The organism is Pseudomonas sp. (genome assembly GCF_030150285.1).
GTDB lineage: Bacteria > Pseudomonadota > Gammaproteobacteria > Pseudomonadales > Pseudomonadaceae > Aquipseudomonas.
Genome location: NZ_JASLGE010000078.1, coordinates 1 through 14,426, shown reverse-complemented (window position 1 = coordinate 14,426; position 14,426 = coordinate 1). Strand labels below are relative to the sequence as shown.

14 protein-coding genes are annotated in these 14,426 nt (G+C 56.4%); 7 read left to right on the top strand and 7 right to left on the bottom strand.

Going from position 1 to position 14,426, the window contains the following annotated elements:
- Window positions 1-88: 88 nt before the first annotated feature.
- From sixA to Q1W15_RS18000, 3 genes are read right to left on the bottom strand one after another with little or no spacing between them, the layout of a single operon-like run.
- Window positions 89-538: a phosphohistidine phosphatase SixA gene (sixA, locus tag Q1W15_RS18010; RefSeq protein ID WP_300730745.1), complete on the bottom strand. Its 450-nt coding sequence runs from the start codon at window positions 536-538 to the stop codon at window positions 89-91.
- Window positions 535-867, bottom strand: coding sequence for a DUF4389 domain-containing protein (locus Q1W15_RS18005; RefSeq protein ID WP_300730744.1), 333 nt, complete (start codon window positions 865-867; stop codon window positions 535-537). The genes sixA and Q1W15_RS18005 overlap by 4 nt, the downstream gene beginning before the upstream one ends.
- A gap of 17 nt (window positions 868-884) precedes the next feature.
- Window positions 885-1,910 carry an NAD(P)H-dependent glycerol-3-phosphate dehydrogenase gene (locus Q1W15_RS18000; protein ID WP_300730743.1) on the bottom strand — a complete coding sequence of 342 codons (1,026 nt, stop codon included), beginning with the start codon at window positions 1,908-1,910 and terminating at the stop codon, window positions 885-887.
- Between the two features lie 262 nt (window positions 1,911-2,172).
- Here Q1W15_RS18000 and Q1W15_RS17995 point away from each other — a divergent pair, with 262 nt between their 5' ends.
- From Q1W15_RS17995 to Q1W15_RS17975, 5 genes are all read left to right on the top strand, one after another.
- Window positions 2,173-3,681: an ATP-binding protein gene (locus Q1W15_RS17995; protein WP_300730742.1), complete on the top strand. Its 1,509-nt coding sequence runs from the start codon at window positions 2,173-2,175 to the stop codon at window positions 3,679-3,681.
- Window positions 3,682-4,205: 524 nt separating this feature from the next.
- A complete protein-coding gene (gene fabA, locus Q1W15_RS17990) occupies window positions 4,206-4,721 on the top strand; it encodes a 3-hydroxyacyl-[acyl-carrier-protein] dehydratase FabA (protein ID WP_300730741.1) in 516 nt (171 codons plus the stop codon).
- Between the two features lie 11 nt (window positions 4,722-4,732).
- A complete protein-coding gene (gene fabB, locus Q1W15_RS17985) occupies window positions 4,733-5,953 on the top strand; it encodes a beta-ketoacyl-ACP synthase I (RefSeq protein ID WP_300730740.1) in 1,221 nt (406 codons plus the stop codon).
- A 125-nt stretch (window positions 5,954-6,078) separates the two neighbouring features.
- Window positions 6,079-6,495, top strand: a complete 417-nt coding sequence (locus Q1W15_RS17980) for an OsmC family protein (protein ID WP_300730739.1) — start codon at window positions 6,079-6,081, stop codon at window positions 6,493-6,495.
- 60 nt (window positions 6,496-6,555) lie between these two features.
- Complete coding sequence (locus Q1W15_RS17975; protein ID WP_300730738.1) at window positions 6,556-7,416, top strand: pirin family protein; 861 nt, start codon at window positions 6,556-6,558, stop codon at window positions 7,414-7,416.
- Between the two features lie 51 nt (window positions 7,417-7,467).
- Here the strand turns inward: Q1W15_RS17975 and Q1W15_RS17970 are convergent, their stop codons facing one another.
- Window positions 7,468-8,787, bottom strand: a complete 1,320-nt coding sequence (locus tag Q1W15_RS17970; RefSeq protein ID WP_300730806.1) for a Na+/H+ antiporter NhaC family protein — start codon at window positions 8,785-8,787, stop codon at window positions 7,468-7,470.
- A gap of 303 nt (window positions 8,788-9,090) precedes the next feature.
- Here Q1W15_RS17970 and Q1W15_RS17965 point away from each other — a divergent pair, with 303 nt between their 5' ends.
- The gene (locus Q1W15_RS17965) at window positions 9,091-11,238 is read left to right on the top strand and encodes a methyl-accepting chemotaxis protein (RefSeq protein ID WP_300730737.1); all 2,148 of its coding nucleotides are present in this window, start codon (window positions 9,091-9,093) and stop codon (window positions 11,236-11,238) included.
- Window positions 11,239-11,268: 30 nt separating this feature from the next.
- On the opposite strand, the gene Q1W15_RS17960 is transcribed toward Q1W15_RS17965, so the two are convergent.
- Genes Q1W15_RS17960 through Q1W15_RS17950 form a run of 3 tightly spaced genes read right to left on the bottom strand, consistent with a single transcriptional unit; the run spans window position 11,269 to window position 13,573 of the window.
- Entirely contained in the window at window positions 11,269-12,600 is a 1,332-nt protein-coding gene (locus Q1W15_RS17960) for a sensor histidine kinase (RefSeq protein WP_300730736.1), read from the bottom strand.
- A complete protein-coding gene (locus Q1W15_RS17955) occupies window positions 12,597-13,265 on the bottom strand; it encodes a response regulator transcription factor (protein ID WP_300730735.1) in 669 nt (222 codons plus the stop codon). The genes Q1W15_RS17960 and Q1W15_RS17955 overlap by 4 nt, the downstream gene beginning before the upstream one ends.
- Window positions 13,265-13,573 carry a PepSY domain-containing protein gene (locus tag Q1W15_RS17950; protein WP_300730734.1) on the bottom strand — a complete coding sequence of 103 codons (309 nt, stop codon included), beginning with the start codon at window positions 13,571-13,573 and terminating at the stop codon, window positions 13,265-13,267. The genes Q1W15_RS17955 and Q1W15_RS17950 overlap by 1 nt, the downstream gene beginning before the upstream one ends.
- 216 nt (window positions 13,574-13,789) lie before the next feature.
- On the opposite strand from Q1W15_RS17950, the gene queD reads away from it, so the two are divergent.
- On the top strand, window positions 13,790-14,146 hold the full coding sequence (gene queD, locus Q1W15_RS17945) for a 6-carboxytetrahydropterin synthase QueD (RefSeq protein ID WP_048382918.1): 357 nt from the start codon (window positions 13,790-13,792) through the stop codon (window positions 14,144-14,146).
- Window positions 14,147-14,426 lie beyond the last annotated feature (280 nt).

Genomic DNA, 14,426 nt, shown 5'->3' with positions numbered 1-14,426 from the left:
CGGTGAATGTTGGGCGGCGTTTATGTCGTAGGATTTTTCAACAAACATTGCCCAACTATCGGCCACACTCGCCCGACTCTGCAACCCTTCAGGGTTGACGCACACCCACTAACGTCATGCTGCCTGCCAGCGCCCACTCACCCTCCAGCTCCGCCAGGCTCGCGGTTTGCATGGGCTGCGGCTGGCGATAATGCCCATGCTGCAACAGGCTGATCAAATCACCGACGAAGGGCTGATGACTGACCAACAGCGTGTTGCCAGCCTCCGGGAGCTCGCGCAGCGCAACGCCCGGGTCGCTGTCGGGCGTCAGCCACGGCACGGTGACCAGCGCGGGTTTAAACCCTAGGGCGTCGCGTACAAGCTTGGCCGTTTGCTGGGCCCGCACGTAAGGGCTGACCAAAATGGCGTCCAGCGGCTGCCCCTTCAAGAAGGCAGCGCTGCGCAGAACCTGCTCCCGGCCGTGGGCCGTCAGCTCGCGCTGAGCGTCGGTGGCCGCCCGTGGCTCAGCCTCGCCATGGCGCATGACCCAAAGCTTCATGGCCGAGGCTCGGGCGTCTTGGTGGGGGTCACGTAAGGGGCCTCGCCTTCAGGTGCACTTGAGGCGGGCCAATCGGCAAAAGGCCAAGGCTTTTGCTCAGTGTGAAAACTGCCAAAGCGCCCGATTTGTGCGAGGTAAAGGCTCAAGCTGTCGCCGAAACTCATCAGGCCGCCGTGCGGGGCCCCATACACCAGGCGGTAAACCAACTGCACCAGCACCACGGCACCGAGCAACAATTGCGCCACTTGCCATACCAGCAGAAAAATCAGCATCCACACCACGCGTAAAATAATGGACTCGTACTGGGAAGTTTTTTTGGCGTCGTTCATGTACGGCTCCTTCAGGATCAGTTGAAACCACTGGTGGATATAAAATCGACATCGGTTTTGGGCTCTGCGCGCATCAATAGCTCGATGACCTGATTGAGGGTGCGCCCTTCAAACAGAATCGCGTGTAAACCTGCCACCAACGGCATGTAGACATTCAATTCCTGCGCCTTGGCCTTTAGAACTTTAAGGGTGTTCACGCCTTCCGCCACCTCTCCCAAGCGGCCGACGGCCTCTTCCAGGCTAAGCCCCTCTCCCAGTGCAAAGCCGACCTGGTAGTTACGGCTTTTCGGCGATGAACAAGTAACAATCAAATCGCCCACACCTGCCAGCCCCAGAAACGTCATGGGATTGGCACCCTGGCTGACGGCGAACCGGGTCATCTCGGCCAGGGCACGGGTGATCAGCATGCTTTTGGTGTTTTCGCCCATGCCCAGCGCAACGGCCATGCCGGCAATGATCGCGTAAACGTTTTTCAACGCTCCACCCAGTTCCACGCCGAAGCGATCGGCACTGGCATACACACGAAATGTACGGCCATGCAACGCCGCCTGCACCGCCACACACAAGGCCTCGTCTGAACTGGCGACCACTGTAGCGGTCAGTGCATGCTCGGCCACTTCTCGGGCCAGGTTAGGGCCGGATAACACGCCGATTCGGGCTTGCGGGGCAATTTCTTCAAGGATCTCGCTCATCAGCTTAAAACTATGAGCTTCAATGCCCTTGGTCAGGCTCACCAGCATTTTGCCGGTCAAGCGCTGTGCATGGGCGGCCAGCACACTGCGCAAGGCACTGGAGGGCAACGCCACAAAGCACAGATCACACGCGTCGAGCGTGGCATCCAGATCAGTCACCGGGTCAACGCCCGGGTGAATTTTGATACCTTTGAGGTAACGCGGGTTTTCTCGATGCAGACGGATGGCCTCGGCCTGCTCCGGGTCGCGCATCCACTGGCGCACAGCGTGGCCGTTTTCAGCCAGCAAGTTGGCCACGGCGGTGCCAAAACTTCCGCCTCCCAAGACCGCGATAGCGCGCTGTTCAGTCATATGCAATCCCGTTGTCTTATAGAGTTGTGGCGATGGCCGCATTATACGGCGCACATTTCGCGCGACCAGCCCTAACACGGCTGCAGGGGCGATTGATTTCAGGCAAGAAATAGCCTCAACTGAAAAACTCATGCGGCTCAGCTACCATGCCACCCAACATCTTTTTTCAGTAAGCAGCACGGCTGAGCCAGCCAAAGAGGAGCGTATCGATGGGGTACTCAACCGCCGCTATCAGGCTCAGGCCCAACGGAACTCATCATCCATGACCGCCCCTGGCCGGTGGGACCTGTATACCCGAACCCAACTGGTGAGTCTGGTCCCTGCGTTGCTGTTAACCCTGCTGCTCATCAGCTTTTTTACCTTTGTGCGAATCCAGGATTTACGTCAGGAACTGGATGTCTCAGGCCAACTGATTGCCAACCAGTTGGCTCCCGCCGCGGAGTACGCCTTACTGTCAGGCGACACCGCGCTACTGGAAACCCTGACACAGGCCTCACTGCGCAATGCGCATGTACAATTCGCGCAAATCGAGGACCGCGCGAACACCGTCCTGGCTACTGCCGGGCATGCCCCCCAAACATTGCCTGTTGACGTGTTCCAAGCCCCAATCCGCACGCAAGGAGTACCCGCTGCCGATGGCAGCGCACCGGGCAATTCGCCAGCGTCTCGCGCATCAGACGCTTATTTGGGCCGTGTGTTGGTCGGCATGTCCAATGAGGCCTTCAACCAACGCCAGCAAGCCTTACTCCTTAAAGCCCTGCTGCTCGCCTTGTTTGCCCTGGCGTGCACTTACCTGCTGGCCAGACGCCTGGCATCAAACCTGTCCAAACCCATCAGCGACATGAGCCAAGCCGTTAAAGCCATTCAACAAGGCGACTACAAGGCCCCTTTGCCCATTGTCGACGACGGCGAACTGGGCAGCCTGGCACAACACATCAATAACTTGGCCGAAGGGTTGGAGCAGGCCAGCCGTAAGCAACAGGCCACCATCGCCCAACTGATTGAAACGCGCGAAGAAGCCGAACGGGCCAACGGTGCCAAAACCGATTTTCTGGCCATGATGAGTCACGAACTGCGCACCCCGATGAATGGTGTACTGGGGATGTTACAACTGATGGAAACCACCGAAATGACCGACGAGCAGGCGGAGTACACCGCGCTGGCATCAGAGTCCACCGAGCATTTGCTCAAGGTTATCAACGACATCCTCGACTTCTCCAGAATCGAGCGTTCCGCGCTGGAACTGGAACGTATCCCCTTCAACCTCGTTGAACTGCTCAGCAACTGCACCCAAACCTTCCAGCGCACCGCAGGCCAGCGCGACTTGCAATTGCACCTGACGATTGCGCAGGGGCTGGGCGAACTGAGCGTACAAGGCGACCCCAATCGGATTAGGCAAATACTCGTCAACTTGATCGACAACGCCTTGAAATTCACTGAACGCGGGCAGATCAGTATCGAACCGCAGTGGCAGCCACTGGACCCGGCGTTAATCTGGTTTACCTGCACCGTGCGTGACAGTGGTATCGGGATCAGCACCGCGAAACTGGAGTCGATGTTTAACGCCTTCGAACAGGCAGACAGCTCAATTTCACGGCGTTATGGCGGTACAGGCCTGGGCTTGCCCATTGCGCGCGCACTGGCTGAACGCATGGGCGGCACCGTGCACGCCAAGAGTGAACAAGCCCAAGGGTCAGCGTTCACGCTTGAAATTCCACTGGCACTGCACCAACCGATAACGCCCGCACCGAAGGCGACACATCTGCCTTGAATACCCTGTGCTTGAGCACGAGAGCCTGTAAGGGCAAGGCTCCGGGAGCTTATGGTAACCCTGACCAATAAGGTGGCACTGGCCGCGGGCAGCGCTGAAATCATTCGAAACGCCCAGCCACTGCCGGGTTACAGCAGGGCTCCCATCATTGCCCCGGTCGCCGGCACATGACAGTAAAGACAGGAAAAACGCTCGAAGGCCGGTACGAATGATTCCCTTACCAAGTCATCCAAAGTAGCTGATCAGGGTCAGGCACTGTAACGCCGAGTCCAGTAACTTATGGCTAAAAAGCCACCTGCGACTGGCGTTAAACGCAAAAGTGCGGCAGTCTTAGGCACCCAAATGGGCCCTTGAACGGACCCGATTTAAATTTTCAGTGCACAAGTGTACATTCCTGTCCTTTGCGCTGTGACTTTCACTACAACGCAATAGTCTATGTGTAGGCTGGCGAACTGAGCTGAGAGGGTTCAGTTGGTCGGGAAGATTTGCCCCACCCCGCCGCATGGGATTATTGAGGAGCTCGCATGACCAAACAAAACGCCTTTACTCGGGAAGATTTGCTGCGCTGTAGCCGCGGCGAGCTGTTCGGCCCAGGTAACGCGCAACTGCCCGCCCCTAACATGCTGATGGTGGATCGCATCACCCATATCAGTGACGAGGGTGGCAAGTACGGCAAAGGTGAGTTGGTCGCCGAGCTGGATATCACTCCAGACCTGTGGTTCTTTGCCTGCCACTTTGAGGGTGACCCGGTGATGCCAGGTTGCCTGGGCCTTGACGCCATGTGGCAACTGGTGGGCTTCTACCTCGGCTGGCAAGGTTTGCCGGGCCGTGGCCGGGCCCTGGGTTCGGGCGAAGTGAAGTTCTTCGGCCAGGTCTTGCCGACCGCCAAGAAAGTCACTTACAACATTCATATCAAACGTGTCCTGAAGGGCAAGCTGAACCTGGCCATTGCCGACGGTTCGGTCACTGTCGACGGTCGCGAGATTTACACCGCCGAAGGCCTTCGGGTCGGCGTCTTTACCTCAACTGACAACTTCTAAGGGTTATCCGAATGCGCCGCGTCGTTATCACTGGTCTGGGCATTGTTTCGTGCCTGGGCAATGACAAAGAGACCGTCTCCGCTAACCTGCGTGCAAGTCGCCCCGGTATCCGGTTCAACCCGGAATATGCCGAAATGGGTCTGCGTAGCCAGGTTTCCGGCTCCATTGACCTGAACCTCGAAGAACTGATTGATCGCAAGATTTATCGTTTCGTTGGCCACGCCGCGGCTTACGCTTATCTGGCGATGAAAGACGCCATCGCTGATTCCGGCCTGGCCGATGATCAGGTATCGAACGTGCGCACCGGCCTGATCGCAGGTTCTGGCGGTGCCTCGACCCTGAATCAGATGGAAGCGCTGGACATCCTGCGCGAAAAAGGCGTGAAGCGTGTAGGCCCGTACCGGGTTACCCGAACCATGGGCAGCACCGTATCGGCCTGCCTGGCGACACCCTTCAAGATCAAGGGCGTTAACTACTCGATCTCTTCGGCTTGCGCCACCAGTGCTCACTGCATCGGTACTGCGGTTGAACAGATCCAGTTGGGCAAGCAGGACATCGTGTTTGCAGGCGGCGGCGAAGAAGAACACTGGAGCCAGTCGTTCCTGTTCGACGCAATGGGTGCCCTGTCTACCCAGTACAACGACACGCCAGAAAAAGCGTCCCGTGCCTACGATGCCAAGCGTGACGGTTTCGTCATCGCCGGCGGTGGCGGTATGGTCGTGGTTGAAGAGCTGGAACACGCTCTGGCCCGCGGCGCGAAAATCTATGCTGAAATCGTTGGTTACGGTGCCACATCCGACGGCTATGACATGGTTGCCCCTAGCGGCGAAGGTGCCATCCGTTGCATGAAAATGGCCATGTCCACTGTTGACGCTCCGATCGACTACCTCAACACCCACGGCACTTCTACCCCAGTAGGCGATGTCAAGGAAATGGAAGGCGTTCGCGAAGTCTTTGGCGACAAAGCCCCTGCCATCAGCTCCACCAAAAGCCTGTCGGGCCACTCCCTGGGCGCTGCCGGCGTTCATGAAGCGATTTACTGCTTGCTGATGATGGAAGGCAACTTCATTGCTGGCTCGGCCAACATTGATGAAATCGACCCTGCCGTTGCTGACATGCCGATCCTCACCAAAACCCGCGAAAACGTCACGCTCAACACCGTGATGAGCAACAGCTTCGGCTTCGGTGGCACCAACGCCACGCTGGTTCTGAAGCGCTGGGAAGGCAAGTAAGCCTACCCCGGCCCCATAAGGATGCCCCGACTGGTTCGGGGCATTTTTTTGCCTGATGGAACGCATAACCCCCAGCGTGCTCTATAAAGATCAAGACCTTTATTACTGCCACTGCGAGGTTTGCCATGACTGTTACCGTAAATACCGTGTCCCACGATAGTTTTCGTCACAGCATCGATATCGACGGGCACCCAATTTATACCGATTTACCCTCCTCAATGGGCGGCGAAGACTCTGCCCCCACGCCCCATGATTATTTCGACGCCGCCCTCGGTGCCTGCAAGGCATTGACGGTGAAGCTGTACGCGCAAAAGAAAAACATCCCGCTCACCGGCGTTACGGTTGAAGTCAAACACTATGCCAAACATGAACAACAAGGCGAATATGCTTTGCACGTCAAGCTGACGCTCAAAGGCGTCCTGACTGACGCTCAACGCCAGGAGTTGCACCGTGTGGCAGACAAGTGCCCGGTGCACAAGCTCATGACAACGGCAGAAGTCACCATCGAGACGCATTTGTCTGAAGGTGCATTTAGCCAGTAAGCACCCGGCTCAAGGTGAGCGTTGAGGTATGCTCAACGCTCACCTTGCCAGGACCGAAACATGCACCCACTGACCCTGATCCGGCCACGCCTTGAACAGGTCGAAGGCCAGCCGATTTTGCGCCCACTGCCCTCCGCCAAGTGCCGCAGTGTCGGACCATTCGTGTTTTTTGATCATATGCTCCAGACAGAGTACCCTCCTGGACGCGGCATCAATATCCGTCAACACCCGCACATTGGCCTGTCAACGCTGACCTACTTGTATGAAGGCCAGTTGCAGCACAAGGACAGCCTGGGTTCTGATCAACAGATCGGGCCCGGTGACGTCAGCTGGATGACCGCCGGGGCCGCCATTGCTCACATTGAACGCACACCCGCCGCACTTATGGCTCAGGGCTCTACCGTTCACGGGCTACAGGTATGGCTGGCATCGCCCAAGGCGCATGAAAGCGGTGAAGGGCACTATAGCTATCACTCGGCCAACACTTTGCCTGTCAGCGATAACCTGGGCGTTAGGATCTGCCTGATTGCAGGAACCGGGTTTTGCCTGACCTCCCCTGTTCCCGTGCTCTCACCGACGGTGTACGCCGATATTCAGATGCAAACAGCAACAACCTTGCTGATCCCGGCGGAACACCCGGAGCGGGCGCTGTATGTGTTGGCAGGCGAAGCACAATTGGATGGCCAGGCCCTGACACAGCAGGAAATGGTGGTGCTGCCCGAGGGCGAAGAACTGACCCTGTGCGCACACACTGACTGCCACGTTGTGCTGATTGGCGGCGCACCACTGGATGGTCCCAGAAGAATGAACTGGAATTTTGTTGCCAGCGACCCGGCACTGATACAGAACGCCAGAGCACGCTGGGCCGCTGGAGACTGGCCAACCGTTGCAGGAGAAGTCGGCCGCATTGAACTGCCTTAAGGCCTGCGCACCTATGCCGCCGAAGCATCCGGCGGCAATTTCCAAAAGGCCTTACAACACCATGGCCGCTACCCAGCCAAAGGCTAGCAGCGGCAAGTTGTAATGCAGGAAGGTAGGCACGACGGTGTCCCAGATATGGTGATGCTGGCCATCAACGTTCAAACCCGAAGTAGGCCCCAGGGTTGAGTCAGAAGCAGGTGAGCCGGCATCGCCCAAGGCTCCGGCGGTTCCCACGATGCAGACAATGGCCATTGGGCTAAAGCCCAGTTGCACGCACAACGGCACGAAAATAGCGGCCAAGATCGGGACCGTTGAAAACGATGAGCCGATGCCCATCGTTACCAGCAGCCCCACCAGCAGCATCAGCAACGCACCCATGCCCTTGCTGTGATTGATCAAGCCCGCTGACGCTTCTACCAGTGACTTGACCTCACCTGTCGCCTTCATCACTTCAGCAAACCCCGACGCGGCGATCATGATAAAGCCAATCATGGCCATCATTTTCATACCTTCCGTGAAGAGGTCGTCGGTTTCACGCCAGCGCACAATGCCCGATGCCGAAAAGATCAGAAAACCGGCCAGTGCACCGATAATCATGGAGCCCAACCACAGCTGAATAATGAACGCGGCAGCAATGGCAACACCGGCTACCAACAGCGTCAGCGGGTTGTAATTGACCGCCACTTGCTCGACCTGTTCAATTCTGGCCAGGTCATATTCACGCTTTTTCCGGTAACTGATAAACACCGCCACCAACAGCCCTACCAGCATCCCCAACGCAGGAATGGCCATGGCATGAGTCACATTGACCTGGCTGATGTCGACGCCACTCTTGCTGACGTTGGCGAGCAATATCTGATTGAGAAAGATATTGCCGAAGCCCACAGGCAAAAACATGTACGGCGTAATCAGACCAAATGTCATGACACACGCGATCAACCGCCGATCAATCTTTAACTTGGTCAAAACGTACAGCAAAGGAGGTACCAGTAGCGGAATAAACGCGATGTGAATCGGCAAGATATTCTGCGATGAGACCGCCACCACCAGCAGCAACCCAACCAACAACCACTTGACCCGGTTACCCCCTACCGTTTGTTGTCGGTTTACCATGATCAGTGCTTTGTCAGCCAATGCATGCGCCAGGCCGGATTTGGCAATCGCTACTGCAAATGCACCCAGCATTGCGTAGGACAGCGCCACTTGCGCCCCTCCGCCCAAACCACTGTTGAAAGCCTCGAGCGTGGCCTCGATACCCAGCCCACCCACGAGTCCGCCGGCCAGGGCACCGACGATCAGCGCAATCACAACATGCACGCGAGACAGACTGAGCACCAACATGATGCCGACCGCGGCAATTACTGCATTTATCATTACAACCTCATAGCGCGCACCACGATAAAACACCGTAAAGCGGAAAATTCCGGGTAAAAGACTGCAGCTCCAGTCGCCGGATTGGAAGGGAGGAGTTATTTGAGGGCGCACACTTTGCAGCAGCATCGCCACCTTGTCAAAGTGCCACTCTGCGCACACTGAAATAGCGTGGCACCGCAGCATTAACCCTAGCAATTACAAGGCCTAACCGGTGGTTTAGGCCGAATAAGTTCCACCCTAACGGTAAAGAATCACGTAAAGCGGCCGCTAACAGACAAAGCCTCTTAAAAGGATGTCGCCATGTCACCCACACAGCTTTCCATTCAGTGGAAAATCACCCTGCTCGCCGGGCTTTGCCTATTGAGCATCGTGGCCTTGCTGGTGGGCCTTTCGCTCTATCGCATGGACCGCACCACTGACCTGGTGGAGGCTTCAAGTACAAAGATGCTCAATGAATCGGCACTGGGCCGCATCGAAGCTCAGGGCGAAGCGCAAGCCTTGGCCATCAGCCGTCAATTCATGGACGCTTATCAATACGGCAGCGGCTTTGCCCGCCAGGTTCTGTTCTTACGCGAACAATCCGAAAAGCGCTTTCTCGACGCGTTCGACCTGCGTGAAGACTTGACCCGCCAAGTAAAAGCCGCCTTGCAGGCCAACCCTGATTTATTGGGCTTGTCGCTGGTGTTTGAAGCCGACGCGCTGGACGGTAAAGATTCACTCTTTGACCGACAAGCGGAGCTGGGCAGCAATGACAAGGGACGCTTTGCGTTGTATTGGTCACAGCCAACACCTGGGCACCTGACGTCAATGGCGCTGCCAGAAACCGACTTGAGCGACACCAGTACCGGCCCCAGCGGCCAGGCCAATAATTCATGGTTCACCTGCCCTCGCGAGACGCTGATGCCCTGCATCATCGAACCTTACTTTTACGCGATCGACGGGCAAAACGTGTTGATGACCAGCATCGTTTTCCCCTTGATCGTTAACGGCAAAGTCATTGCATCCCTTTCGGTCGACATCAACCTCAACAGCTTGCAGGCTATGAGCCAGCAAGCCAGCCAGAAGCTGTATGACGGCCAAACCCGCGTCAGCATTATCAGTGCAGCGGGCATCCTGGCAGGTTTTAGCAGCGATGCTGGAAAACTGGCTCAGCGCCTGGACCAGGTCGACACCCACGATGGTGCCCAACTGGTCAGGCTCGTGGCCAGTGGGGGCCAAGCCCACAGCATTCACAGCGCACAGCGCTTGAAAGTGCTGACGCCATTTCATCCAATTCCCGGCAGTAAACCGTGGGGTGTTTTACTCGACGTACCTGAAAAAGTACTGATAGGACCTGCCCAGGCCCTGCAAGCCGAACTGGATGAGCGTAACCGCAATGGAGCCCTGATTGAGCTGGCCCTGGGCTCGCTCGCAGCAGCCCTAGGGTTGCTGCTGGTCTGGTTGATGGCACGCAGCGTGACGCGCCCCATCCTCAATGTCGCGCATAGACTGGAAGACATTGCCAGCGGTGAAGGCGACCTGACGCGTCGTCTGACCTATGACAAGAAAGACGAACTGGGCCAGTTGGCCGGTGGATTCAACCGTTTTCTGGATAAGCTACAACCGGTCATCGCCGAGGTTAAACGCTCAGTGCAGGATGCCCGCAGTACGGCCGACCAGTCGTCGGCCATTGCGGCCCAAACCAGCGCGGGCATGGAGCAGCAATACCGCCAGGTCGATCAGGCCGCAACGGCATCCCATGAGATGAGCGCGACGGCCCAAGATGTGGCCCGCAGCGCGGCTCAAGCCGCTCAGGCTGCACGTGAGGCTGATCAGGCAACCCGCGAAGGGCTGACGGTCATTGATCGAACAACCCGCAGCATCGACGATTTGGCTGCCAACATGAGTATCGCCATGACACAAGTCGAGGGGTTAGCGGCCAACAGCGAGAAAATTGGCTCCGTTTTGGAAGTCATCCGCGCGATTGCCGAGCAAACCAACTTGCTCGCCCTGAATGCCGCCATCGAAGCCGCTCGTGCAGGCGAAGCCGGGCGTGGCTTTGCGGTGGTAGCGGATGAGGTGCGAAACCTGGCACGGCGCACGCAAGAATCGGTTGAAGAAACCCGTCAGGTCATCGAACAACTGCAGAACGGGACCCAGAGCGTGGTCAACGCAATGAGCCACAGTCATCAACAAGCGACAGGCAGCGTCGACCAGGTTGGGCAAGCCGTCACGGCGTTGCAGCAAATCGGTAATGCCGTGACCGTGATTACGGACATGAACTTGCAAATTGCCAGCGCGGCGGAAGAGCAAAGCGCCGTGGCAGAGGAAATCAACAACAACATAGCGACCATTCGTGATGTCACCGAGTCGTTGTCCGGCCAGGCCAATGAATCGGCACGGGTCAGCCAGTCGCTTAACTCTCTGGCCAATCAACAACAAACGTTGATGGATCAGTTCCGCGTCTAAGCGAATGCAACCGGTGACGGCTGGCATTAATTAGCTGTCACCTTGACGCACGCGCCCCGGCAACTGAATCACCACCTGCAGTCCGCCAAGCGTTCCTGTGCCAAGCTGCATGTGCCCGCCCCATACGTCAACGATATCTCGCACAATTCCCAAGCCCAGGCCGTGACCCGCGATTTGCTCATCCAGCCGCGTGCCTCGGCTGAGTACCTGAGCCCGCTCGGCTTGCGGAATGCCCGGGCCATCATCCTGAACCTCAATCACAAACCCCGTCAGGGTTTGATGGATGTTCAGCTCAACCTGGGCGTCGGCCCACTTGCAGGCGTTATCCAGGAGATTACCCAGCAATTCCAGCATATCTTCACGGTCCCAGGGCATGTGCAGCCCTGGCGAGGCATTGAGCTTCAACTCAAGATGCTGACCGTGGATCATGCCCAAGGTGGCCAGTAACCCCGTCAATTCAGTATCGGCATCGAATTGAGCACCCGGCAAGGCATCACCCGCCAGACGTGCACGATTAAGCTCGCGGCTCATACGTTGCTGTATTTGCTCCAGTTGCTCACGCAGGGTGCGCTGCAGCTCGGGATCATTATCAAGCCGAGCATCACTGGCCAGGCTGATCAACACCGCCAGAGGTGTTTTCAACGCATGACCAAGGTTACCGAGCGCGTTTCGAGAACGTTTGAGGGTGCCTTCTGTGTGGGCGAGAAGATCGTTGATCTGCGTCACCAGTGGCTCCAGTTCAAGCGGCACATTGGCATCCAGCTGGGATCGCTGGCCTTGTTGCAACTGTGCGATCTGTTCGCGTGCTGCCTCCAGCGGGCGCAATGCCCGGTGTACCGTCATCCGCTGCAACAGCAAAACCACAATCAGTGCTAACAATCCGATGAGCAGGCCAATACGCTGAACTTGCTTAAAACTTTCGCGTATTGGGGTGTAGTCCTGAGCCACTGTGATGGTCACCGCCTGACCAAATCGCTTGTAATCAGTACGCAGGACCAACAGCATTTGCCCTTCAGGGCCAGGTTGTAAAGCACTGGCCAATCCTGGCCGATCAGGCTCGGGAAACGGACTGTCCCATAGAGAGCGTGAGCGCCAATGGCTATCGGCAAAGGCGATACTGAAATAGTGCCCGGAAAAAGGCCGCTGGTAAGCCGGGGACAAACGACGCTCATCCAATTGCAAACCTTGAGGCCCACGGCTCAAAGCAATCAACAGGTTTTCACTGTCATTTTGCAAGCCGGACTCTAGATAACGCTCAAGCCCTTTTTCGAACAACCAGAGTGAAACTTGTCCGACAACAAGACCGGCAACCAGCAGCACACTGATCAGTCCCAGACTCAAGCGCTGTTGAATGGACCTCACGGCCCTGCGCCCCCGAAGACGTAACCTTGACCGCGTCGGGTTTCAACCACGTCGCGCCCAAGCTTGCGGCGCAAATGGTTGACATAAACCTCAAGCACGTTGGAATCACGTTCGGTTTCACCGTCGTAAAGATGTTCGCTCAAGTGGCTTTTAGACAGAATTTGCTGAGGGTGTAGCATGAAGTAACGCAGCAAGCGAAACTCAGCGGAAGTGAGCTGTATGTCGCTCCCATCACGGGTAACACACTGACGCGCCTCATCCAGTTGCAGCCCTGCAGACTTCAGCAAAGGCTGATTCGCCTGCCCGTGCGAACGACGTAAAAGTGCCTGCACGCGCAAGTGCAACTCTTCGGGGTGAAAAGGCTTGGTCAGGTAGTCATCGGCTCCCGCTTTAAGGCCGTCTATGCGTTCAGACCACGAACTGCGAGCGGTAAGAATCAACACAGGGGTCAAGAGCCCTTGTGTGCGCCAGTGCTTAAGCACGTCGAGCCCCGAAAGCCCGGGCAAGCCAAGGTCAAGAATAATCAAATCATAGGGCTCAACCTGACCTTGATACAGGGCGTCACGGCCATCGGCCAACCAGTCAACGGCGTACCCCTGACGATCCAACCCGGCCATCAGCTCATCTGCCAAAGGCACATGATCTTCCACCAGTAGCAAACGCATTAATCATCCACCTCATCTTCCAACACTTCACCGTTTGCTGCATTGACCTTAACTTCACGCACAACGCCTTCAACGGTCAAAAGCTCAATTTCATAAATATAGAGACCGTCATCTTCCTCCAGTTCGACTTCCAGCAACTTGGCACCTGCGTGAAGGCCAAGGGCTTTTTGCACAAGCTGCTCAAGCGGCAGAATTACGCCTTGTTGTCGTAAGCGTAGCGCCTCGTCCTGACCCAAGTCACGGCCAAGGGCCAATGCACAGAAAGCCAGTAGGCCTATCGCCCAGAACCGCTTGATTATCCTCATCATTAACCTCAATACACCTCACATCGCCCCCGTATCGACGACATGAAAATTATGGACTCTATCCTAAGTACCTTAATTGAAACTGAACCAGCAGAACACTTCATCGCCAACCCAGCCCGAACCTGAGCGCATTCGCCGCTCCAAAGGCGTTAGCTGTTAAACTGTGCGCCTGCATTCATCGCCTTGGCGATAGCCACCTTTTCAAGAGCTATAAACACTGTGGAAATTTTCAAAGAATTCACCTTCGAATCCGCGCATCGCCTGCCTTACGTCCCTCAAGGCCATAAATGCGGTCGCTTGCATGGCCACTCGTTTAAGGTTGCAATTCATCTGAGTGGTGATATCGATCCGGCTACGGGCTGGATCCGGGACTTTTCCGAAATAAAGGCCATTTTCAAGCCACTCTATGAGCAACTTGACCATAACTATTTGAACGATATTCCAGGCTTGGAGAACCCAACCAGCGAAGTGTTGGCAAAATGGATCTGGCAACAACTCAAACCCTTACTGCCCGAGTTGTCCGCAATACGCATTCATGAAACCTGCACAAGCGGATGTATTTATTACGGCGACTGATGTTGCGGGTTTAAAAAAACCACTTCGCGGTGGTTTTTTTATGCGCGGAATAAAGGGGTCAACGGGCACGGAAGATTGGCGCACTGCAAGGTGGGCCTGAACGCAGAGAACGATTCAAAGCAACGGCTGTGCTTCGAGCGCCACTTTTTCGAGCGCAAAAACAAACCCCCTGTCTGCGTGAGCAGACAGGGGGTTTGGAATTTAATCTTGACGATGACCTACTCTCACATGGGGAAACCCCACACTACCATCGGCGATGCATCGTTTCACTACTGAGTTC

Coding starts and splice junctions, on each gene's coding strand:
- sixA (WP_300730745.1), bottom strand. CDS start 538: ATGAAGCTTTGGGTCATGCGCCATGGCGAGGCTGAGCCACGGGCGGCC.
- Q1W15_RS18005 (WP_300730744.1), bottom strand. CDS start 867: ATGAACGACGCCAAAAAAACTTCCCAGTACGAGTCCATTATTTTACGC.
- Q1W15_RS18000 (WP_300730743.1), bottom strand. CDS start 1,910: ATGACTGAACAGCGCGCTATCGCGGTCTTGGGAGGCGGAAGTTTTGGC.
- Q1W15_RS17995 (WP_300730742.1), top strand. CDS start 2,173: ATGACCGCCCCTGGCCGGTGGGACCTGTATACCCGAACCCAACTGGTG.
- fabA (WP_300730741.1), top strand. CDS start 4,206: ATGACCAAACAAAACGCCTTTACTCGGGAAGATTTGCTGCGCTGTAGC.
- fabB (WP_300730740.1), top strand. CDS start 4,733: ATGCGCCGCGTCGTTATCACTGGTCTGGGCATTGTTTCGTGCCTGGGC.
- Q1W15_RS17980 (WP_300730739.1), top strand. CDS start 6,079: ATGACTGTTACCGTAAATACCGTGTCCCACGATAGTTTTCGTCACAGC.
- Q1W15_RS17975 (WP_300730738.1), top strand. CDS start 6,556: ATGCACCCACTGACCCTGATCCGGCCACGCCTTGAACAGGTCGAAGGC.
- Q1W15_RS17965 (WP_300730737.1), top strand. CDS start 9,091: ATGTCACCCACACAGCTTTCCATTCAGTGGAAAATCACCCTGCTCGCC.
- Q1W15_RS17955 (WP_300730735.1), bottom strand. CDS start 13,265: ATGCGTTTGCTACTGGTGGAAGATCATGTGCCTTTGGCAGATGAGCTG.
- Q1W15_RS17950 (WP_300730734.1), bottom strand. CDS start 13,573: ATGATGAGGATAATCAAGCGGTTCTGGGCGATAGGCCTACTGGCTTTC.